This is a genomic window from Serratia microhaemolytica, assembly GCF_004011885.1.
Classification (GTDB): domain Bacteria; phylum Pseudomonadota; class Gammaproteobacteria; order Enterobacterales; family Enterobacteriaceae; genus Serratia_G; species Serratia_G microhaemolytica.
Genome location: NZ_SBEF01000001.1, coordinates 185,057 through 206,625, shown reverse-complemented (window position 1 = coordinate 206,625; position 21,569 = coordinate 185,057). Strand labels below are relative to the sequence as shown.

The window sequence follows — 21,569 nt, the reverse complement described above, 5'->3', positions numbered from 1 at the left end:
CGACAAGCCGTGGTCGAGACACGCAATTGTAGAGACAACTAGTTAGGCCATTAAAGGAGAGACAACATGTCCCAGAGTGAAAACAGCGCGGCAATTAAACCGCAAGATCAGAGCATGGAACAGTGGGTTGAATCACGCATTGCCCGCTTTGCCGGACGTAAATATGACTGGAATGCCCTCAAATTTCAGGCCGATTTTGATCCGAAATATCGTCGGGCACAGATGCGCTATATTGGCACCGGTGCGACTGGCGTTGCCAGCGATAGCAACACCATCCCGGCGGAGCACTTCACCTTTTCCACCATGGTGTTACCGGCCAAGTGTGAAGGGCCACTGCACGTGCATCCTGATGTGGAAGAGGTGTTCTTTATGCTGAAAGGCAGTATCACCTTAACGGTGCGTGATGGTGACGAGTATTACCAAACACAACTGAAAGAGCGTGATCTGATCTCTGTGCCCCCGGGGGTATATCGTGGCTTATTCAACCACGGCGAAGAGGAAGCGCTGATGTGTGTCATGCTCGGCAATCCAAAACCGGCGATCCCGACCTATCCCGATGATCATCCACTGTCAAAAGTGAAGCGTAACTGATGAACAGTATCGCTCAACGTCAACAGGCCGATTGTGGCGGCTTTCCACTCAGTTGGCGTGAAGCTGGGCAAGGCCATGCAGTCATACTGCTGCATGGCATCAGCTCGGGATCAGCCTCTTGGCACAAGCAGCTCCAGGATTGTGCACTGAGTCAACATTATCGGCTGATAGCTTGGGATGCCCCTGGCTATGGCAGTAGTGCGCCATTAACGTCACCACAGCCCACAGCCGCCGATTATGCTCAAGCACTGGCTGCGCTGATCAACCAGCTACAACTTGAGCGGCCGATTATTGTCGGCCACTCACTTGGTGCGCTGATCGGTAGTGCCTTTGCCGCTAGCTATCCGCAACAGTTAGCGGGGCTGATCTTGGCTGATCCGGCGCAAGGCTACGGTAGCGCCAGTGCTGAGAAACGTCAGCAGGTTTATCAACAGCGCCAGCAACTGATTGAGACGCTAGGCCCACAAGGTTATGCCGAACAACGTGCAACGGCGTTACTGCGCCCGGGGGCTGAAGCTGCAGATATCGATTGGGTGCGTAGTGGCATGGCGAATCTGAATCCACAAGGTTTTCTTGCTGCCGCTTGGATGCTGGCCAACGATGATATCTATCACTATCTGCAACACTGTCGTACAGCATTGCAAGTGTGGTGTGGCCGCCAAGATAGCATCACCCCTCCCGAACAGGCTGAGCTGTTGGCACAGAGAGTGCAGGTTTCCCTACGGCTGATTGAAGCGGCAGGCCATGCCAGCTACCTGGATGCGGCACCGCAATTCAACCGTTATTTGCAAGACTTTATAAGAGAACGCCTATCATGAATTTTGGCATTGAACAGCGGATCGCCGTCGTTACTGGGGGATCTTCCGGGATCGGATTAGCGACCTTACATTTACTGTTGGCAGAGGGCGCCAAGGTGGCATTCTGTGGCCGCGATGTGGCAAAACTCAAAGCTGCTGCCGAGCAACTACAACAGCGTTTTCCACAGGCAGAAATTTTGGCGCATCCTTGCGACGTGTTGGATCAGGATCAGGTGACTGAATTTGCCCAACAGGTTGATCAGCGGTTTGGTGCGGTCGATATGTTGATCAACAACGCCGGGCAAGGCTTCGTTGCCCATTTTGCCGAAACCCCACGTAAAGCATGGCTACATGAAGCGGAATTAAAACTGTTTGGCGTAATCAACCCGGTAGACGCTTTTCTACCACTGTTGGAGCGTTCAGATATCGGATCAATCACCTGTGTGAATTCGTTGCTGGCACTGCAACCAGAAGAGCACATGATCGCCACCTCAGCGGCGCGAGCCGCGCTGCTCAATATGACCTTAACGCTATCAAAAGAACTGGTGAGTAAAGGCATTCGGGTCAACTCGATCCTGCTGGGCATGGTGGAATCGGATCAGTGGCGGCGGCGCTTTGCTGATCGTCAGGATCAACAACTGGATTGGCAGCAGTGGACCGCCACAATAGCCGCTAAACGCGGCATCCCGATGGGGCGATTGGGCAAGGCAGAAGAAGCAGCGCGTGCTCTCCTGTTCTTGGCTTCACCAATGGCCTCATTTACCACCGGCGCGGCGCTGGATGTCTCAGGTGGTTTTAACCGCCATCTCTAACAGGAGCAACGACATGAAAAAAATCATGATGATTGGTTATGGAGCGATGGCTCAGGAGGTAATTGCCCGTTTACCACCCGGTGTCACTGTTGGTTGGATCGTCGCGCGTGACAAATATCATGCCGAAATTAATGCCCGCTTCCAGGGGCAGGTGCAGCCATTAACTGAACTTAGCGCATGTGATGGGCAGCCTGACTTGGTGCTGGAGTGTGCCAGCCAACAGGCTGTAGCTGAATGGGGCGAAGCGATTGTGAGCCGAGGTTGGCAACTGGCGTTGATCTCAACTGGAGCATTAGCCGATGCAGCACTTCAGCAGCGCTTGCAGCAAGCTTGTCAGCAGCATCATGGTCGTTTGCTGGTACTCTCTGGCGCGGTAGCAGGCATGGATGGTCTGGCCGCTGCGCGTGAAGGTGGCTTACAGAGCGTCACGTATCAGTCCAGTAAAAGTCCGGCCAGTTGGCGCGGCAGTGCGGCAGAACGAATGATTGACCTCAATGCGGTCACTCAGCCACAAATTTTCTTTCAAGGTTCAGCGCGTGAAGCAGCACAACTCTTTCCGGCCAATGCCAATGTTGCTGCCACCATTGCTCTGTATGGCTTAGGCATGGAACAGACTCAAGTCCAGCTACAAGTTGATCCACAGACTCAACGCAATACTCACCGTTTACACGTGGTCGGCTTGTTTGGTGAATTTCAGATAGAGCTGTGTGGTAAACCGCTGGCGAGCAACCCTAAAACATCAACACTGGCTGCACTGAGTGCAGTACAAGCCTGCCGCAGATTGGTTGATGGTGGCTTTGCAGTGTGAAATAGAGGAGCAGACTATGGAAATGTTAAAAATCTTTGTTGCAGGGTGTTGGCGTGAAGGGCGGGGCGAAGAGATGAGTTCGACCTTCCCAGCCGATGGCAGCCTCAATGCCCGCTTGCGCGCTGCCAGCGTTGAAGATGTCAACGAAGCGGTCGAGGCCGCAGAGCAGGCTTGGCGAGCTGCCAGTTGGCGCCACCAGCTACCGCACCAACGTGCGACAATCTTGCATCGTGTCAGTGAACTGATCACCCAGCAGGTAGAGGAACTGGCACAACTGCAATCACGTGATAATGGCAAACCGCTGGCAGAAACTCGAGCGCTGGTGCTCAGTGCCGCAGGCACCGCACGCTATTTCGCTGCTGCTTGTGAAGTACTGGAAGGCGAACTGCCGACTCAGCGTAACCGCGATGTGTTGACACTCAGTCAGTATCAGCCATTGGGGGTGATCGCGGCGATCACGCCGTGGAACTCGCCGATCGCCAGTGAAATGCAGAAGATTGCTCCAGCACTGGCAGCAGGCAACGCGGTAGTCTTAAAGCCTGCCGAAGCCACGCCATTGATAGCGCTAAAACTGGCTGAACTGTTTGAACAGGCAGGTTTACCGGCCGGTCTGCTCAGTGTGCTGCCTGGGCGCGGCTCGGTGATAGGTGAAGCGCTGGTACGCCATCCGTTAGTGAAGAAGATCTCATTTACCGGAGGCACCAACACAGGTCGCCACCTGGCCCACATCGCTGCCGAGAAACTGATCCCGACTTCACTGGAGTTGGGCGGTAAATCGCCAACCATCGTACTGGAAGATGCTGATATTGAGCTAGCTGCGCGTGGTATCTGCTACGGTATCTTCAGCTCGGCAGGGCAAGCTTGCATTGCCGGCTCACGCCTGTTTGTACATCGCTCACTCTATCAACCATTGCTCGAACGGCTCTGCCAGCTTACGGCTGGACTACGCATTGGTGATCCCTTCACACCCGGCGTACACCTTGGCCCACTGATCAACCACAAACATCGGCAAACTGTGATCGATTACGTCAACCTAGCGAAACAGGAAGGCGGCAAGATTTTGATCGGCGGTGAAATACCGGCTGATCCACAACTGGCACAAGGCAGTTACTTCCAGCCCACCATTATTGAAGGGTTGAGTAATCAGGCTCGCGTCTGTCAAGAAGAGATCTTTGGCCCGGTGCTGGTGGTGATGCCATTTGATGATCAGGCACAGTTGATCGAGCAGGCGAATGACTCAGTGTATGGCCTGGCAGCAGGGATCTGGAGCCGTGATTTTACCCGTGCAATGGCAGTGGCAGAACAACTAGAGGCGGGCACTGTCTGGGTAAACACCTATAAAACCTTCTCCATAGCCACCCCCTTCGGCGGTTTTAAACAGAGCGGGCTAGGACGAGAAAAGGGATTGCACGGTATTCATGCCTACATGCAACAAAAAAGCCTGTACCTCTCGCTAAACCATCAGCCGAATGGCTGGAGCGATTGAAGTTAGCGATAGCAGACAGATAACCCCGCCGATATTGGCGGCAAAAAATTAAGCGGTGATCGGCGGCATGCCACACCGCAGACAAGATACTTAGAAGGCAAAGCATGAGCGAAAAAATCACGGTTGGCGAAGCGATAGCTCGCACATTGGAACACTACCGAGTCGCAACGATATACGGCATCATCTCGATCCACAACCTGCCGATTGCCGACGCAGTGGGGCAACGTGGCGCGATCCGCTTTGTACCCGCACGCGGCGAAGCCGGAGCGGTCACTATGGCTGATGCTGATGGCCGTTTCTCTGGATTAGGTGTGGCACTTACCAGCACCGGAGCTGGAGCCGGTAATGCTGTTGGCGCGATGATCGAAGCATTAAACGCTAACACCCCGTTACTGCACATCACCGGCCAAGTTGAAAAAGCCTACTTGGATGCTGATGCCGGTTTTATTCACGAAACCAAAGACCAACTCAATTTCCTGCGAGCCTGTTCAAAACAGGCTTACCGTGTACATTCACCACAACAAGCGGTAGCAGTGATCCAGCGAGCCATTCTGGAAGCACAAACTGTACCTTGCGGCCCAGTGGCGGTTGAGATCCCAATCGACATTCAAAACAGCCTGATCCCGGCAAACCTGGTGGGTGAAGCGATCTCGCCACCACCTCTGCCTGCGGCAGATGGCCATGCAGTTGAACGGCTCTACCAACGGCTAAAAAATGCCAAACGCCCACTACTGTGGGTCGGTGGTGGCGCACTAGCCTGTAGTGAAGCAGTAAAAAAGTTGGCCGATGTTGGGGTGGCGGTGATCTCCAGTAGCCACGGGCGCGGCATTCTGCCGGACAGCCATCCGCGTAGCCTGCGTGCATTCCACAATTCACCCAGTGTCGAGGCGATCATTCGCCAATGTGATTTAACACTGGTAGCGGGTTCACGGCTACGCAGTAATGAAACCCGCACCTGGTCACTAGCGCTGCCGCAACCTCTGGTTCAGATTGATATCAACCCGGCAGCTGCTAACCGCAACTATCTGGCCGATGAACAGATACACGGTGATTGCCAAGCGCTGCTGAACGCATTGGCGGCCCGTTTCTCTATCGGTGAAAAAGTAGACAGCATTTGGGACGATGAGATCGCTACCGCAGTACAACTGGCAGAGACGGCACTACGTGAGCAGTGTGGCGAATATGCCAAATTGAATGATGCAATTGACAAAGCACTACCTGCTGACGGCTTGTTGGTGCGTGATATCACGGTTTCTGGCAGCGTCTGGGGCAGCCGCCTATTCCGAGCCCATGCAGCGTTACACAATATCCACTCACTGGCTGGCGCCATTGGCATGGGACTACCGATGGCAATTGGTTGCGCGATAGCCAATCCACAACGCAAAGTAGTGGGTTTGGTTGGCGACGGCGGGTTGGCGTTGGGGCTAGGAGAACTTGCCACTATGGTGCAAGAGCAGACCAATATCACCCTGCTGATAATGAATGATGGCGGTTATGGTGTCATGCGAGGTATCCAGGAAAAATATTTCGCTGGGCGTCAATACTACAACCAACTGCATACCCCAGCATTTTGTGAATTGGCACAAGCGATGGGATTAAAAGCATGGAAGGTGAGCAGTGCCGCGCAGTTCGACAACGTATTGGCAGAAGCGATCAACTATTGTGGTCCTTCAGTGGTTGAAGTTGAGATGCAGCATATTGGTGCACTCAATTTTGCCGGGCCGCCACAAAAGCTCTACTAGCCACGATTCGAACTCCTCCGCTACAGCCTGTAGGCACAATGTATCGCGCACCATGGGTGCCACAGGCTGACTTGCAAATGCGCGTTTCTCGCCATGCCATTACCAATAGCACGACAGGCTAACTTGTGTTTCAGCCAGGAAGCCAACGGCTACTGATGAACGGTCAACTATGGGTAAGCAACATCTACAGGCTAATCAACATCATTACATTTTATTTAACTTTATTATTTTTTCTTCCTAGCTATTTATGCTAAAAATCCGCCGCTATTTTGCATTTTAGTCTTATTTTCCGTTTTTTTATGCTAAGAGGTGGTTTTATGAACAAGTTGCTCTCGATCGCGGCGTACAGCACATTGATGCTCAGCGCTATCACTGCTAACGCTGCAGATAATATGGCGCCAAGTAGTCTCCGAGGCCATGAAGTGCATCAGATGCCGCATCACGCTACCCCACCAAGAGACGTTATCACTAAGGAAGAGTTGCAAAGAAGAGAAGCACTGCACAAAGAGGAGTTACAGAGAAGGGAAGCGATACGCAAAGAAGAGCTGCACAGAAGAGAGACACTACGTAAAGAGGAGTTGCAGAGAAGGGAAGCACTACGTAAAGAAGAGCTACAGAGAAGAGAAGCGCTGCACAAAGAGCAATTGAAAAAGGATGATAAGTCAAAGAAACACCATAAAAAGCATGATGACAAGAAGAAGCACCCACACAAACATCATAAGCATCACTAAGTTGTAGCCGTGCTGGTTGTGCGCAGCATGACTTACAGCATCGCTTGACACTACCCAGCAACACTGTCCCATCATTAACTCTGTAGTGGTGGGATCTCCTGCTCCGCTGCTGTGAATCTAATCGCCACTAGGACAATACAGGCATCACAGAAAAGGGCGTCGATCACACCACACAGTTAGCGGTATTCAAATTGGCAGAGTCAATAATGCTTATTCAGATAGACGGTCATCATTATGATTTCTCTCAAGTGTAGATAGGATAATTCCGATGGTGATCAGTGCGATACCCAACAGTTGCATCATCTGACCACGTCCCCCATGACTGAGCACATCAAACAGAACTGCCGAACACATCTGACCGCCAATAATCAATACTGACGTATTCAGCGCTCCCATGCGGGGAAAAACGTAGCTGCTGGTTGCTATGAATAGCGCACCAAACACACCACCGAGCCAAGAATAGGCGGGAATTTGCAACCAATCTAATTGACTTAACTGTTGCCAGTACAATAGAGCTACTATCGGAGTCAAAAAAAGAAAACCCACGCTATGGTTCCAAAGCGATGTATGCAAAGCACCGACTGAGGTACTCAATTGACCATTTATTACTCTCGCCGAGCTAATCACTATCCCGTTCAGTAACGCAATAAAAATAAGCATATCCACGGTAATTACTCCCTAGAGGCTATAGATGATGAGAAAACAACCGGAAATGATCAGTGGGAAGATATACAGACTACTACGTGATAGCTTGCGTTTTGTTGAGCCGAATAAACCGAAGTGATCTGAAATAAAGCCAAAGAGTAATTGCCCAACCAAGCTAAGAGCAATGGTACTAGAGAGAGGGATCCCGCCATTAATTGCCATTGTTGCCAAAATGACAGTAAAAGAACCAGGAATGCCACCGAGATACAACCATTTGTGTCTCTTGCTTACTTGAGTATTAGATTTTGATGGTGCTTTCTTTATCAATAAAATAACAAGTATAAATGAACACAACATGCCAGTACCGTGTGCCAGCCATGAAGCGATCACCGGAGAGGTTTGTCCAGATAAGTTGCTATTAGATTGAAACATTAAGGTAAGAAAGAAGCCGCTAAGAATAGCGACAAAGACATTTTTTATATTGTCAGTCACAATTTACAACCTATGGATTAAAAACCAGTGCAGTTACATCACAATCCTCATAATGCACAACATAAAACGCTATTAATAAGGTTCATGCTTGTGCTGATATAAGTTACGCAAGAGGATGCACGTATCGTGCATTTTTGTCAATGAAATGTTAAATGAAGTGAGTTGATGGTAGTGCATAATCACGATCATACCCAGCGCATCTTGTCACGATAGTAAAATGCATTGCTAAATCATATTTAAATTTTTGGGCTGTATCTTGACATTGCATCTTAATTATTTAATCTGCAACCACAAGCTGCGCTTAGGCTCAGTTGATGGAGATGGTTGCTTTTCATTAAAATGAAGGGTTTCTGAAATGCATATCATTATTTTTATAAAAATACACTTTTTATTTATTTCTTTATAGATAAATAAAACAATTAAAGAAGGAAGAGCGATTGTGTTAAAAATGAGATTTACAGGTCTATTGACTGTGGGAATAGCATTACTCGTACTGTTGTTGAGTGGATGCCGTGATAAACATATGCCGCCAGAGGATGTATTGAAAGAAAATTTCAGAGAGGAGTTTCGCGAGCAAGCACAACTGGATAAGATCAAACTTACTGAAACTTTAGTTCGAGGTAATCTGCGTACCTATTTGGCAGTGGGAAAATTTTTACCTGAAAATGACTATTACCAGCAAGTAAGTAGTTTGGGTAATGATTATACTATTCTGGAAAAAACCTGGAAAAAAGGCAAAGCAGTCACTTTTAGTGCGACTATAACGAGCATAGGTAGTGCTGATACAGGATGGGTGGTGAATTTCTTCGATATCCAGACTGCACCTGAATTTAAGGGGAAGATAATTGGAAGTATCGATGAGCACGAAGGGTATATTGTGATCGGTTCTAGTCAATTCAAGGAAAAAATGGCAGAAGCGAAGCGCAGTTATCAACAAAAAAAACAGACAATAGAAAACCTGACCATCCAATTGCAGCAAGTCGATAATGACATCATCGGTGCTGAAAAAAAGCTCGATGAACTTTGGGGTAAGGATGAAAATGGTAATCAACAGAATCGGATTAGCTTTACTGAAAATACTGACAAAAAGCTAAGGCGAGATCTCAAAGATTATGCAGAGAAAAATTCGACTTCGGCCTTTGAGAAGAAATATAATCAGGAAGTCTACCAACCAGCAGTAGAAGCAAGAAAAAGAGCTGGTGGTAATATTTATGACCATGAGTTAGCGAATAAAAGAGCCAAAGTATTTTATGAATATTCAGAAAAATATCGTGCCGAATATAATAAAATGCAGGCAGATGTAGAAAAAATGAAGCAAGAAAAATATAAAGCGTTTTATCAGCTAGATGCAGCAAAGAATAAGCTGGTCTATAAACGACAGACCATCAACGAGAATTTATTCAGGCTTAAACCACAACTCGAACGCTGGGAACAGGACATGGAGCAACTGCGCCAGAAGAAAATCATTAACTGATTCACCTTGAACCAGTACATCTGTTTTGTAAAACAGATGTACTGGCAGGGGTAACCTTATAGTTCACCATAGCGGTAGCATGTGTTCTGTTCTTTTGCCGATTGTCAGCTTGCGATAGTCGTCGAGAACAATCGGACACTGAGTTAAGTAAGCTGTTCAACTGCAACAGGGGCAGGTATCCAGACATTGAGCCTGCTCGCTGAATTTTTGGCGAATATGTAATCTGGCACCCCTCTGTCTACGCCCATATGAGTGGTAAATTTCGGGATAATCGAGTCGGCGTTACGCTGACAGGGCTTGACTGAATGTCTCTATTTTACAGAAGTTGATGGACTGCAGCAGCGGGTGTAGGAAGTGCGTTTGGAGCGGGTGAAGGGAATCGAACCCTCGTATGCAGCTTGGGAAGCTGCCGTTCTACCATTGAACTACACCCGCATGAGCGATCTGGCTGGCATTATAACCGCTTATTTGTGCTGAGCAAGTGGCACGATAGCATAATCGCAAATAATGTGGCACTAAAGCCGAGTTGTTGCCATGTTGGATAACGTTGATGGCACAGTTGTTGCTGCGGTTGCCGGGTTATTAACAGCAGAGTCACCAAGATCGGTTGGTGACTCTGGCGGTGTTTGGCGTATGTTAGCGCTACGCTTGTTGGGGGTTGCGAGGGCTATTTGCCTGGTCGCATGGCAGGGAACAGGATCACATCACGGATGGTGTGGCTGTTGGTCAATAGCATCACCATACGATCAATACCGATCCCAAGGCCTGCTGTTGGTGGCAAGCCATGTTCGAGGGCGGTGATGTAATCTTCATCGTAGAACATCGCTTCATCGTCACCAGCATCTTTCGCTGCAACTTGATCAGCGAAACGTTGTGCCTGATCTTCTGCATCATTCAATTCCGAAAAACCGTTGCCGATCTCGCGTCCACCGATAAAGAATTCGAAGCGGTCAGTGATCTCTGGGTTGTGATCGTTACGACGAGCCAACGGTGAGACCTCAGCCGGATATTCAGTGATGAAGGTCGGCTGGATCAGATGGCTTTCGGCTGTCTCTTCGAAAATCTCAGTTACCACGCGACCCAAGCCCCAGCTTTTTTCCACTTTGATGCCAATCGATTCGGCAATCGCGACTGCTTTTGCCATATCGTCCAGATCACTCAGTTCTGTCTCTGGTCGATATTTTTTGATTGCTTCACGCATGGTCAGTTTGGCAAAGGGTTGACCAAAATCGAACAGGGCGTCGCCATACGGGACTTGAGTGGTGCCGAGTACCTGTTGTGCCACTGTGCGGAACAGCGATTCAGTCAGTTCGATTAAATCACGGTAATCGGCATAAGCCATATAGAGTTCCATCATGGTGAACTCTGGGTTGTGGCGTGGTGACACACCTTCATTGCGGAAATTGCGGTTGATCTCAAATACCCGCTCGAAACCACCGACAACTAAGCGTTTGAGGTATAGCTCTGGTGCGATGCGCAGGTACATGTCAATATCCAGCGCATTGTGATGGGTGATAAATGGGCGTGCAGAAGCACCACCAGGGATCACTTGCATCATCGGGGTTTCCACTTCCATAAAGCCGCGCGAGACCATAAAGTTGCGGATTGCGGCCATGACGTGGGAACGAATTTTAAAGGTGTTGCGTGAGTTTTCGTTAGCGATCAAGTCCAGGTAGCGTTGGCGATAGCGGGTTTCTTGATCCGCTAGGCCGTGGAATTTATCCGGCAGTGGGCGTAATGCTTTGGTTAACAGGCGTAGTTCGCTACAGTGGAGCGATAGTTCACCGGTTTTGGTCTTAAACAGTTTGCCACGAGCACCGAGAATATCGCCCAGATCCCATTTTTTAAACTGTTCGTTGTAGATGCCTTCTGCCAGGTCATCGCGTGCGACATAGAGCTGAATGCGTCCACCCACATCTTGCAGGGTGACGAAAGAGGCTTTGCCCATGATGCGACGTGTCATCATTCGGCCAGCGACACTCACTTCAACACCCAACGCTTCCAGTTCACTGTTTTCTTTGTCATCGTACTGCGTGTGCAGCACATCGGCAGTGGTATCACGCTGGAAATCGTTCGGAAACGCAATGCCATTTTCGCGCAGCGCGGCGAGTTTTTCCCGGCGTGACTGCAACTCGTTGTTGAGATCTAACACCTGCTCGGCGCTGTGTGCTTGTTGCTCAGACATTTCTGTTCCTCATAGGCCTGCTTTCAAACTTGCTTCAATGAATTTGTCCAGGTCGCCATCCAACACGGCCTGTGTGTTGCGTGTTTCTACGCTGGTACGTAAATCTTTAATGCGTGAATCATCCAGTACGTAAGAGCGGATCTGGCTGCCCCAACCGATGTCCGATTTGTTATCTTCCATCATCTGTTTATCAGCATTCTTTTTCTGCATCTCATATTCATATAGTTTGGCGCGTAACTGTTTGAATGCCTGATCTTTGTTTTTATGCTGTGAGCGGTCATTCTGACACTGCACCACGATATTGGTTGGCAAGTGAGTGATACGCACTGCGGATTCGGTTTTGTTCACATGCTGGCCGCCAGCACCTGAAGCACGATAAACATCGATACGCAGATCAGCCGGGTTGATCTCAATGTCGATATCATCATCAACTTCCGGGTAGACAAATACCGAGCTAAATGAGGTGTGGCGACGGCCACCAGAGTCGAATGGGCTTTTGCGTACTAAACGATGTACCCCGGTTTCTGTACGTAACCAGCCAAAGGCGTAATCACCGCTCACTTTGATGGTGGCAGATTTTAGACCGGCAACGTCACCATCAGATTCTTCGATCATTTCGGTTTTAAAGCCTTTGGCTTCAGCCCAACGCAGGTACATGCGCAACAACATGCTGGCCCAATCCTGTGCTTCAGTGCCACCAGAACCCGCCTGGATATCTAGGTAGCAGTCAGCGCTGTCGTGTTGGCCAGAGAACATACGACGGAATTCAAGCAGTTCCAGCTTGCTACTCAGTTGATCCAGTTCCGCGACCGCTTCGTCAAAGGTCTGTTGGTCTTCTGCTTCAACAGCCAGTTCCAGCAGGCCGTTGACATCCTCAAACCCTTGTTGCAGTTGATCAATGGTAGCGACGACCGCTTCAAGTGTTGAACGCTCTTTACCGAGAGCCTGCGCTCGTTCAGGTTCATTCCAGACATCGGGTTGTTCTAGCTCGGCATTAACTTCTTCTAGGCGTTCTTGTTTGCCATCGTAGTCAAAGATACCCCCTGAGAACGCTGGTGCGTTCAGACAGATCCTGAATGCGATTTTTTACTGGGTTAATTTCAAACATGATTTTCTGTGTGCTTAGGTTGTGAGTGTGATCATTGGCGTGCAGCCAAGGTTGGCGCTAATTCTAGCTGATCACGCCGTCAGTTTATACCCTTATTCTTGCTGACAAACTGCCGATATTGGCTGAGCGCTTATCCTATTCATGCTACGCGCTCGATGTTGTTCTCGGGTGTGCTCATCATTCTTATCGACGACCGGTAGGTTGAGTTTTCTGCGTGCGAACTGCGCCAAAACTGAGCATAGCGATCGTGCCTACTGGGGAATGTTCGATAAGCGATATTTATAGCGTAGTGTTGTTCAGCCTATAGTGTGCGGCAGAGCGTCCATATCTGTACCGATGCCGCGCCGTTTTGCTGTAACAAGCGGGTGATTTCGGCGACGGTGTTGCCGGTAGTTACCACATCATCGAGTAGCGCAACATGGCATCCAGCCAGGTTTTCATCGCAGCGGAAGGCGTTATGTAGATTGTGTTGTCGTAAGCGTGCGGGTAGTTGTTGCTGTGGAGCAGTACTTTTAACTCGGCGCAGTGTTGCTGGCTGATATTGGCAACCGAGCCAGTGGGCGAGGGGGCGAGCGAGTAGATCTGTTTGGTTATAACCACGCTGCCAGGCACGTTTATTATGTAACGGAACAGCCAGGATCAGATCAGGTTTGCCTAGCCGTTGTGCGCGATACGCGGTTAGCCATTCGAGCAGTATCAGGCGGGCTAATGCAGTTGCCAGTGCGGGTGAGCGTTGAAATTTGAACTGTTTGACTAGCGTGCTGAGAGGTGGGCGGTAGTCGGTGACAAAAATGAGTTGTTGCCACGCTGGCGGTTTTTGCAGGCAGCGACCACAAGGGCGATCGGCCAGTGCGCTGGGTAGGCCGCAGCGAGGGCAGCAGCACGGCTTGGTTGGCAGTGAGTTTAGGCAGTAGCTACAGATCCCCTGTTGTTTTAGTTTTAGGGGTTGCCGGCATAGCCAACAACGGCTGTGGATTGTTAGCATAGCGCTCCCGATTTTTATCCTCAGTGGTTGATGCAGGAGAATAACTGATGTCCGCGCTGTTTTGGCAAACAATAGGTAACGGTGATCGCGATCTTGTGATGTTGCACGGATGGGGGCTGAATGCCGCCGTTTGGGATTGCACTATTCCGCGATTGACGGCACATTTTCGTCTGCACTTGGTCGATCTGCCTGGCTATGGACGTAGCCAGGGTTACGGTGCGCTGTCATTGCAGCAGATGGCCGCGTTGCTGTTAGCGGTCGCACCGGCGCGCGCCTACTGGTTAGGTTGGTCGTTGGGTGGTTTGGTGGCGGCAGAGGTCGCGTTGATGGCACCTGAGCGCGTGAGTGGGTTGATTAGCGTCGCTTCTTCGCCCTGTTTTTGTACACAGCCAGATTGGCCCGGTATTCGGCCTGAAGTGTTGCACAATTTTGAGCAGCAGTTAAGCCAGGATTTCAGCCGTACAGTGGAGCGTTTTCTTGCTCTACAGACACTTGGCACCGAGAGTGCCAAACAGGATACCCGACAGTTGAAGCAAGCGGTGCTGAGTCATCCAACCGCCACGATTGAGGTGCTGAATGCCGGGTTGATGATGTTGCGTACTGTCGATCAGCGGCAGGTATTCGCGCAGTGTGATTTGCCGATGCTACGGATCTATGGCTATCTGGATGGGTTGGTGCCACGTAAGGTGGCAGGTTTGTTGGATCAATATTGGCCAACTTCCCAATCTGTAGTGATCGCGAAAGCAGCACATGCACCGTTTATCTCTCATCCGCAACAGTTTAGCGCTGCCGTTAACCAGTTTGTAGAAAAAGGTTAACGGCAGCAGTGGTCAGATTAGCGTGTGGTGCGCTGCCGCTGTAGTGGTTTGATTCGCTTATTTCAGGCGGTAAAAAACAGTGCTACAGCATTGAGCGGTTTCGGCACAACCTTGGCAGCGGCCACTGGAGCAGTCGTTAGGCGCCATTTGCAATTGTTCGACTTTTCCTATCGCGACTAAGCGTTCTAGCATCGCCTCGACCAAGGGCAACGGTGTTGCCAGTTGACGACTTAATTGCTGAGCCTGAGCGCTGCCGAGCAGCGCTAGAGCATCACGAAGTTGTAATAAAGTAGCCATTAGTGGCAGTCACCCCGTGAGTTGACAGGATTGGTCTTCGCTGCCGAGAGGTGGAAGGTCACTCTGTTGCGTGCTTGGCGTAAACCAAATAGTACCAGTGTGTTAAACAGGACGACCAGCGCGATAGTGATTGCACTTTGTTGCGGGTGCTGGCTAAAGGTTGCCAGTTGATAGAACAGAGTGGCTAGAGAGTAGGCGATATTCAATCCCCAGAGGATTGAGAACATGACCCAGCCACGGCTTGATTCACGCGCAATTGCACCCATCACTGAGATGCAGGGTACGTAGAGTAGTACAAAAATCAGGTAGCTATAAGCTGGGATTGCACCACCGAATTTTTCACTCATCATACCCATTGAGCTTTCGCTCAGTTCACCATCCCCTTTGCTAGCCTCTATGGGATTGAACAGTACACTCAGCGAGAAGGTATCTTGCAAACTTTGCCAAGTCTCTTGCAGTGCGGCGTTTAGTTCATTAAGCAGATTAAAATTACCTGCATCAAAGGGTTCGCTGGTAAGTTGTTCAGCGGTGTAGAGCGTGTTGAGTGTTCCTACAACCACTTCTTTTGCCAGCGCACCGGTGACCAGGCCAACGGTTGCCTGCCAGTTATCGCGGTTAACACCCATTGGTTGCAGCAGCGGCGTTAACACTTGAGAGACCGAGGCTAATGCTGAGTCATTGATGTTGTCGACCGGTTTGCCTTGTAGCGAGAAGCTGTTCAGGGCGCCAATGAATATGCTAGCGAGCACGATGACTTTACCCGCTCGCAGAACGAAGCCTTTCAGCCGCTGCCAGGTTTGCAGTAGCAGACTTTTCACATGTGGAACGTGGTAGACCGGTAATTCCATAATGAATGGCGAGGCTTCACCACGCATGATGGTGTATTTCAGTACCAGACCAGTGAAGATAGCAACGGCAATACCGAGCAGATACAACGAGAAGACAATGCTGGCACCACCTTGACCAAAGAAGGTGGCAGCAAATACGGCGAAGATGGCCAAGCGTGCGCCACAGGACATGAAGGGTGCCATCATGATGGTGATCAGCCGTTCGCGTTGTGCGTCGAGTGTGCGTGCTCCCATTACTGAGGGGACATTGCAGCCAAAACCGACAATCAACGGTACAAATGATTTGCCGGGTAGGCCAATCGATTGCATCAAGCGATCCATCACAAAAGCGGCGCGTGCCATGTAACCAGAATCTTCCAAAAATGAGAGGAATAGATACATCATGCCGATTTGCGGTACCAATGGCAGCACCGTATTGATACCACCACCAATCCCTTGTGCGAGGAATAGCGTCAACCACTCCGGGAAGCTAAGTGTGTGCCCGAGCCACTGAATACCTTGAATGAAGATTGCGGCAGAGCCGAGATCAAACATCGGCTGTAGTGCGCCGCCGATGTTGATCGCCAACAGGAACATCAGGTACATCACCAGTAGAAAGATCGGTAATCCGAGCCAGCGATTCAGGATCACGCTGTCAAGTATTTCCGTTAGCCGGTTAGGTTCGGCCTGTTGGCTATTACTGACTGCCTGACAAATTGTCGCAATCGCTTGGTAGCGTGCATCGGCGATCAGTAGTGCCGCTTCATTATCCAGTTGCTGTTCGATAGCTGACTGGCATTGTGCCAATAGTGCGTTCGCCTGCCCAGTCAGTTGTCGGCTATAGATATCGCCCTCTAGCATCTGTATTGCCAACCAGCGACGCTGGATTGCTGGCAGCGGTGTTGGCATGACAGCGGCCAACTGTTCCGCTTGTTGCAGCAACTGTGCTGGGTAGTCGACCCGTGCTTTAGGTTGATAAGCCTGATGCTGGTCGATAGTTTGCTTTAACCTGTCAATACCGGTGGCTTTGGTGGAGACTAACGGCACCACCGGGCAACCCAGACGTTCAGCCAGTGCTGCGGCATCTATGTCAATCCGCTGGCGTTTGGCGATGTCGAGCATATTGAGTGCGACAATGCAGGGAATGCCAAGCTCAAGTAGTTGTAGTGTCAGATAGAGGTTGCGTTCAAGGTTGGCAGCATCGACGACGTTGATCAGCAGATCTGCCTCTCCTGCCAGGATGTAATGGCAGGCGATCTGTTCATCCAGTGAGGTCTGTTCTGAGATGGTGGTCAGTGAGTAGGTACCTGGCAGATCGACCAGTGTGACTTCCGATTGGGTGGTGTTAAATAGCCCCTCTTTGCGTTCAACGGTGACACCCGCCCAGTTACCGACACGTTGTTGAGCGCCAGTTAGCTGATTAAAGAGGGTCGTTTTACCTGAATTGGGGTTGCCGATTAAGCCAATGGTGATTTTTTTCATAGATCCAGTGTTGTTCAATATGCTACGGCGGACGGTTGTCTGTTGTTCGATAAGCGGCACTGTGTCGCTGTTGGCAACCTGGGCCAATAAAAGCCGGTGAGCCTGCTTACATCGCGAGGCTACTGAGCATCTAACAGAAGCAAGTCGAGATCCTTCTTGCGCAGTATCAGGTTAACGTGACGTGTTCTTATTTCGATTGGATCACCGAGTGGTGCAACACGCACAACATCAAAACGTGAACCGGGCAACATCCCCAGTGACAGCAGTTTTTGGCGGTAGGCCGGGCTGATTTGACTGGAAAATCCGTTGATTTTATAGCTCTGTTTCGGTTGAAGATGCATGTTTGCTTCTCAGTAAATGGTCTTAATTCCGAGTGTATATAGCTGGTTACTGTTGCTTGAAACCGTCTGTTCGCGACAGACCTTGCAGCAGGAAACAGGCATGATAATAATAGTGAGAATCATTATCGAATGCAACACAGAAAACGCCTCCTGCTTCACATTTGCCAACACCATCACAGTTAGCAGCTAGCGCATTCAATCTATTATCGGTGTGTTCTGGTTTCTTCGCACACTCGGTTGCCAAATGGGCTGTGCCAGTTAGCAATCATTGACGTTAAGTGCAGAAGGGAGAAATGGCTCACTGGCGTTAGTTTTAACACTAATAGCGGAGGTAGTGCAAATGGGGTGTTATGGTTGCAATTGTATATTTTTTGTTATTTTTCATGGGGTGAAAGAGTGATTCTTAACCGATGTTGGTATCTTCATTGTGTTCAAGATTCGATTGGATTGATGTTTTAGGCTTAAGGATTTTTATTATCTATCTGAAATTAAATTGCAATAATTCTTATTTGCTCGTGTTAGGAGTATAGAGGGCAGATTTTGTTGCGGACATGAGAGGCAGAGTGAATTAAGGTGCAGCACAGTGGTTGTCGATTGTGGGTGACAAAAAATAAGCAACTTTGTTGAGGTGCATCAAAAATTGGTGAAGGTCAGTGACCGAATGATTATGCCTTTAACGGCAACTCAGGCAGTGGTTGGGAGCAGAGTCAGCACAGATCAAAATCACAGTCAGGCAGAACCGTTTTCTGACCCGACTGTGTGGCAACAAAGGCGATGGCTACTGAGACGATCTATTTAATATCGACTTGGTAAAATATGTGCTTACCAAAGGGATCAATCTCATAACCAGAGACCTCTTTGCGTACTGGCTCAAAGATGGTCGAGTGCGCAATCATGACTGCCGGCATCTGTTCATGCATCATCTCTTGGGCTTGTCGGTAAAGTTGGGTACGCTGTTGTTGATCTGTGATCGATTTTGCTTTTACCAGCAATTGATCGAACGGGGCGTAGCACCATTTAGCCGAGTTTGAACCACCATTGGCAGATTGACAGCTGAATAGCGGACCGAAGAAGTTGTCGGGGTCGCCAGTGGCGGTTGTCCAGCCCATTAGTGCCGCTTGATGCTGCCCTTCTTTGACCCTGCTGAGATATTCACCCCATTCAAATGAGGTGATTTTGGCAGTGACGCCAATTTTTGCCCAGTCGGCCTGGATCATCTCTGCCATACGTTTAGCATTTGGGTTATAGGGGCGCTGTACCGGCATTGCCCATAAATCAATAGTCACACCGTTGGCAAAACCGGCTTCTTTGAGTAGTGCTTTGGCTCGTTTGGGATCGTAGTCGTAATCTTTCAGCTCGCTATGTGCACTCCAAACACCAGGCGGTAATAAATTTTTTGCCACGGTGCCGGTGCCGTAGAATAACGCGTCAATAATAGCCGCTTTATTAATTGCCATCGCCAGTGCCTGGCGCACTTTCACTTTGTCTAATGGTGCTCGCTGGGTATTAAATGCAAGGAATCCGGTATTTAAGCCAGACTTGCTCAATAATTTTATGTTTTTATTGTTCGCCATGCGTTGCAGATCGGCTGGATTGGGGAATGGCATCACTTGGCATTCATTCTTTTCCAGTTTGGCATAACGCACCGAGGCATCAGGCGTAATGGTGAAGATTAGGCGGTCAATTTTTGCTTTGCCACGCCAATGTTCAGGGAAGGCGGTATAGAGAATTCGTGCATCTTTTTGATAACGAACTAGTTTATATGGACCAGTGCCGATCGGATCACTATCTACCCGCTCCGGGGTGCCATTTTTCAGCATTGCCTGCGCATACTCCGCTGACAGAATGGAAGCAAAATACCAACCAAGATCAGCAATAAAGGGTGCCTCTGGGTGCGCTAATGTGAAGCGCACCGTGTGATCATCAACTTTATCGATTGCTGTGATCAGTTTGCCAAACTCAAGGCTATCAAAATTGGTATAGCTGCCACCAGAGACCCTGTGGTAGGGGTGATTTGGATCTTTTTGCCGCATAAAAGAGAAAATTACGTCATCGGCGTTGAAGTCACGCTTCGGTGTGAAGTATTTGTTATCGTGGAATTTTACTCCTTTACGCAGGTGGAAAGTGTAGACTGTGCCATCTTCGCTGATCTGCCAGCTTTCCGCTAGGCTCGGTTGCAGCTCGGTGGTACCGACTTTAAAATCGACCAGTCGGTTGTAAATAGGCACCGCGCTGGCATCAACGCTGGTGCCAGCGGTATATAACTGCGGATTAAAATTTTCGGGTGCTCCCTCTGAACAGTAAACCAGCGTTTTCGCCGCCAAGGTGGAACTCAATGTTAGTGCGGCAACTCCCAGAGCAAGTGTAGTCAATTTGCTTTTCATGTCGATTTCCTGTTCTTATTTGATCTAGCCCACCATAAATAACATTAAACAGCTGTTACAGCCAACAACTGTTATTCACAAAGAAGGAATTAGTATGTCTTTATCTCATCAATTAACTGAACGTTTTTTCCGCTATTTGGCCATCAGTAGCCAGAGTAATGCGGCTGTTAGCACATTGCCATCAACACCTGGTCAGCATGAGATGGCGCAATTACTGGCGAAAGAGCTGGAGCAACTAGGCCTAGAACAGATCGTAGTGGATCAGTATGCCACTGTGACAGCAGTGAAAAAGGGTAACGTGGTGGGTGCGCCACGTATTGGTTTTATTACACATACTGATACCGTTGATGTGGGATTGTCACCTGATATTCGCCCGCAAATCCTGCGCTTTACTGGTGAGGATATCTGTCTTAATCGTGACGAACAGATTTGGCTGCGTGTGGAAGAGCATCCGGAAATCTTGGCTTATCGTGATCAGGAGATCATTTTCAGCGACGGTACCAGCGTGTTAGGGGCGGATAACAAAGCAGCAGTGACGGTGGTAATGGCTTTGCTGGAAAACCTGACAGACGCCGATCGCCACGGTGATATTGTGGTCGCCTTTGTGCCAGATGAAGAGGTCGGGTTACGTGGTGCTAAGGCTCTTGATATTGAGCAACGCTTTAACGTCGATTTTGCCTGGACTATCGATTGCTGTGAGTTGGGTGAAATTGTCTATGAAAACTTTAATGCTGCTTCGGCACAGATCCATTTTACTGGCGTGACTGCGCATCCGATGTCTGCTAAGGGTGTACTGGTCAATCCGTTATTGATGGCGATGGATTACATCAGCCACTTTGACCGCCAGCAGACACCGGAACATACCGCAGATCGTGAAGGTTACATTTGGTTTAATGGCCTTGAGGCGGTACAGAGTCATGCTCGGCTTGAGGCTAGCATTCGTGACTTTGATCAGGCCAGTTTTGCTGATCGGAAACAGCAGATTGCTGATGTAGCAGAGAAAATCGCTGCGCGATATCCCACTGCTAAAGTCGAGTATCAAATTGAGGATGTCTACAGCAATATCAGTAATGCGATTGCTGAGGATAAGCGCGCGATTGAACTGCTGTTTCGTGCCATGGAACAGTTAGCGATTACTCCAAAGCCGATCCCAATGCGGGGTGGCACTGATGGTGCAGCACTTTCAGCTAAGGGGTTGCTAACTCCCAATTTCTTCACAGGCGCACATAATTTCCACTCTCGGTTCGAATTCCTGCCACTGAAGTCATTTGAGGCATCTTACCAAGTCGCTCGTCAGCTCTGTTTACTGGCGGCAGCAGACCAAAGCGGTACTTTCAAGCTTAAATAACATGCGGTGATTTTTTTCAATTTATTGAATTAAAAATGCTAATTTCAATTCTGTGACTGAGGTTGACGGCTCACCACGAAACACGCTCCCTCCCAACTGCCTCCTTGGCAGGGGGCGTGTCTTATCTGAGAAAGAGAAAAAAATTCTCCTTTACCTGCCCGAGGCTGGTTGAGATTGTGAAATTTTTCTCTGCATCAAGCAGTATGATTTTGTTAT

Annotated in this window: 19 protein-coding genes and 1 tRNA gene; 10 read left to right on the top strand and 10 right to left on the bottom strand. The window is 49.4% G+C overall.

What is annotated here, in order from left to right:
• The first annotated feature begins 66 nt into the window (after positions 1-66).
• The 7 genes from EOJ37_RS01850 to EOJ37_RS01820 all read left to right on the top strand — a co-directional run bounded on the left by EOJ37_RS01850 (position 67) and on the right by EOJ37_RS01820 (position 6,967).
• On the top strand, positions 67-591 hold the full coding sequence (locus EOJ37_RS01850; RefSeq protein ID WP_127957060.1) for a cupin domain-containing protein: 525 nt from the start codon (positions 67-69) through the stop codon (positions 589-591).
• On the top strand, positions 591-1,409 hold the full coding sequence (locus EOJ37_RS01845; protein WP_127957058.1) for an alpha/beta fold hydrolase: 819 nt from the start codon (positions 591-593) through the stop codon (positions 1,407-1,409). Before EOJ37_RS01850 ends, EOJ37_RS01845 begins: the two co-directional genes overlap by 1 nt.
• The gene (locus tag EOJ37_RS01840) at positions 1,406-2,200 is read left to right on the top strand and encodes an SDR family oxidoreductase (RefSeq protein WP_127957056.1); all 795 of its coding nucleotides are present in this window, start codon (positions 1,406-1,408) and stop codon (positions 2,198-2,200) included. Before EOJ37_RS01845 ends, EOJ37_RS01840 begins: the two co-directional genes overlap by 4 nt.
• Before the next feature lie 13 nt (positions 2,201-2,213).
• A complete protein-coding gene (locus EOJ37_RS01835; protein ID WP_127957054.1) occupies positions 2,214-3,008 on the top strand; it encodes an aspartate dehydrogenase in 795 nt (264 codons plus the stop codon).
• Positions 3,009-3,024: 16 nt separating this feature from the next.
• Positions 3,025-4,494: an aldehyde dehydrogenase gene (locus tag EOJ37_RS01830; RefSeq protein WP_127957052.1), complete on the top strand. Its 1,470-nt coding sequence runs from the start codon at positions 3,025-3,027 to the stop codon at positions 4,492-4,494.
• A 104-nt stretch (positions 4,495-4,598) separates the two neighbouring features.
• Positions 4,599-6,236, top strand: a complete 1,638-nt coding sequence (locus EOJ37_RS01825) for a thiamine pyrophosphate-binding protein (protein ID WP_127957050.1) — start codon at positions 4,599-4,601, stop codon at positions 6,234-6,236.
• Between the two features lie 317 nt (positions 6,237-6,553).
• The gene (locus tag EOJ37_RS01820; protein ID WP_127957047.1) at positions 6,554-6,967 is read left to right on the top strand and encodes a hypothetical protein; all 414 of its coding nucleotides are present in this window, start codon (positions 6,554-6,556) and stop codon (positions 6,965-6,967) included.
• A 210-nt stretch (positions 6,968-7,177) separates the two neighbouring features.
• On the opposite strand, the gene EOJ37_RS01815 is transcribed toward EOJ37_RS01820, so the two are convergent.
• Positions 7,178-7,627 (bottom strand): DMT family transporter, encoded by a 450-nt coding sequence (locus tag EOJ37_RS01815; RefSeq protein ID WP_240651655.1) that lies wholly within the window; start codon positions 7,625-7,627, stop codon positions 7,178-7,180.
• 18 nt (positions 7,628-7,645) lie between these two features.
• The gene (locus EOJ37_RS01810; protein ID WP_127957043.1) at positions 7,646-8,104 is read right to left on the bottom strand and encodes a DMT family transporter; all 459 of its coding nucleotides are present in this window, start codon (positions 8,102-8,104) and stop codon (positions 7,646-7,648) included.
• Positions 8,105-8,552: 448 nt separating this feature from the next.
• Between EOJ37_RS01810 and EOJ37_RS01805 the strand changes: the two genes are divergently transcribed.
• Positions 8,553-9,578 (top strand): DUF1202 family protein, encoded by a 1,026-nt coding sequence (locus EOJ37_RS01805; protein ID WP_240651654.1) that lies wholly within the window; start codon positions 8,553-8,555, stop codon positions 9,576-9,578.
• Between the two features lie 361 nt (positions 9,579-9,939).
• Here EOJ37_RS01805 and EOJ37_RS01800 read toward each other — a convergent pair.
• The 4 genes from EOJ37_RS01800 to gntX form a co-directional block, all read right to left on the bottom strand.
• A tRNA-Gly gene (locus EOJ37_RS01800) sits at positions 9,940-10,013 on the bottom strand.
• A gap of 232 nt (positions 10,014-10,245) precedes the next feature.
• Positions 10,246-11,763 (bottom strand): lysine--tRNA ligase, encoded by a 1,518-nt coding sequence (gene lysS / locus EOJ37_RS01795; RefSeq protein ID WP_127957039.1) that lies wholly within the window; start codon positions 11,761-11,763, stop codon positions 10,246-10,248.
• 9 nt (positions 11,764-11,772) lie between these two features.
• Positions 11,773-12,871 (bottom strand): peptide chain release factor 2 gene (gene prfB, locus EOJ37_RS01790; protein ID WP_127957037.1). Its coding sequence is split into 2 segments (ribosomal slippage): positions 11,773-12,795 and positions 12,797-12,871, totalling 1,098 coding nucleotides; the frame shifts between segments, so codons are not numbered across the junction.
• Positions 12,872-13,172: 301 nt separating this feature from the next.
• Positions 13,173-13,856: a DNA utilization protein GntX gene (gene gntX / locus EOJ37_RS01785; protein ID WP_127957035.1), complete on the bottom strand. Its 684-nt coding sequence runs from the start codon at positions 13,854-13,856 to the stop codon at positions 13,173-13,175.
• A 47-nt stretch (positions 13,857-13,903) separates the two neighbouring features.
• Here gntX and bioH point away from each other — a divergent pair, with 47 nt between their 5' ends.
• Complete coding sequence (gene bioH, locus EOJ37_RS01780; RefSeq protein ID WP_127957033.1) at positions 13,904-14,674, top strand: pimeloyl-ACP methyl ester esterase BioH; 771 nt, start codon at positions 13,904-13,906, stop codon at positions 14,672-14,674.
• A 57-nt stretch (positions 14,675-14,731) separates the two neighbouring features.
• On the opposite strand, the gene EOJ37_RS01775 is transcribed toward bioH, so the two are convergent.
• The 4 genes from EOJ37_RS01775 to EOJ37_RS01760 all read right to left on the bottom strand — a co-directional run bounded on the left by EOJ37_RS01775 (position 14,732) and on the right by EOJ37_RS01760 (position 20,005).
• On the bottom strand, positions 14,732-14,971 hold the full coding sequence (locus EOJ37_RS01775; RefSeq protein WP_127957031.1) for a FeoC-like transcriptional regulator: 240 nt from the start codon (positions 14,969-14,971) through the stop codon (positions 14,732-14,734).
• The gene (feoB, locus tag EOJ37_RS01770) at positions 14,971-17,280 is read right to left on the bottom strand and encodes a Fe(2+) transporter permease subunit FeoB (RefSeq protein WP_127957029.1); all 2,310 of its coding nucleotides are present in this window, start codon (positions 17,278-17,280) and stop codon (positions 14,971-14,973) included. Before feoB ends, EOJ37_RS01775 begins: the two co-directional genes overlap by 1 nt.
• 119 nt (positions 17,281-17,399) lie before the next feature.
• Complete coding sequence (gene feoA, locus EOJ37_RS01765) at positions 17,400-17,621, bottom strand: ferrous iron transporter A (protein WP_127957027.1); 222 nt, start codon at positions 17,619-17,621, stop codon at positions 17,400-17,402.
• Positions 17,622-18,412: 791 nt separating this feature from the next.
• Positions 18,413-20,005 carry an ABC transporter substrate-binding protein gene (locus EOJ37_RS01760; protein ID WP_127957025.1) on the bottom strand — a complete coding sequence of 531 codons (1,593 nt, stop codon included), beginning with the start codon at positions 20,003-20,005 and terminating at the stop codon, positions 18,413-18,415.
• Positions 20,006-20,099: 94 nt separating this feature from the next.
• Between EOJ37_RS01760 and pepT the strand changes: the two genes are divergently transcribed.
• Positions 20,100-21,353, top strand: a complete 1,254-nt coding sequence (gene pepT / locus EOJ37_RS01755) for a peptidase T (RefSeq protein WP_420820607.1) — start codon at positions 20,100-20,102, stop codon at positions 21,351-21,353.
• Positions 21,354-21,569: the final 216 nt, after the last annotated feature.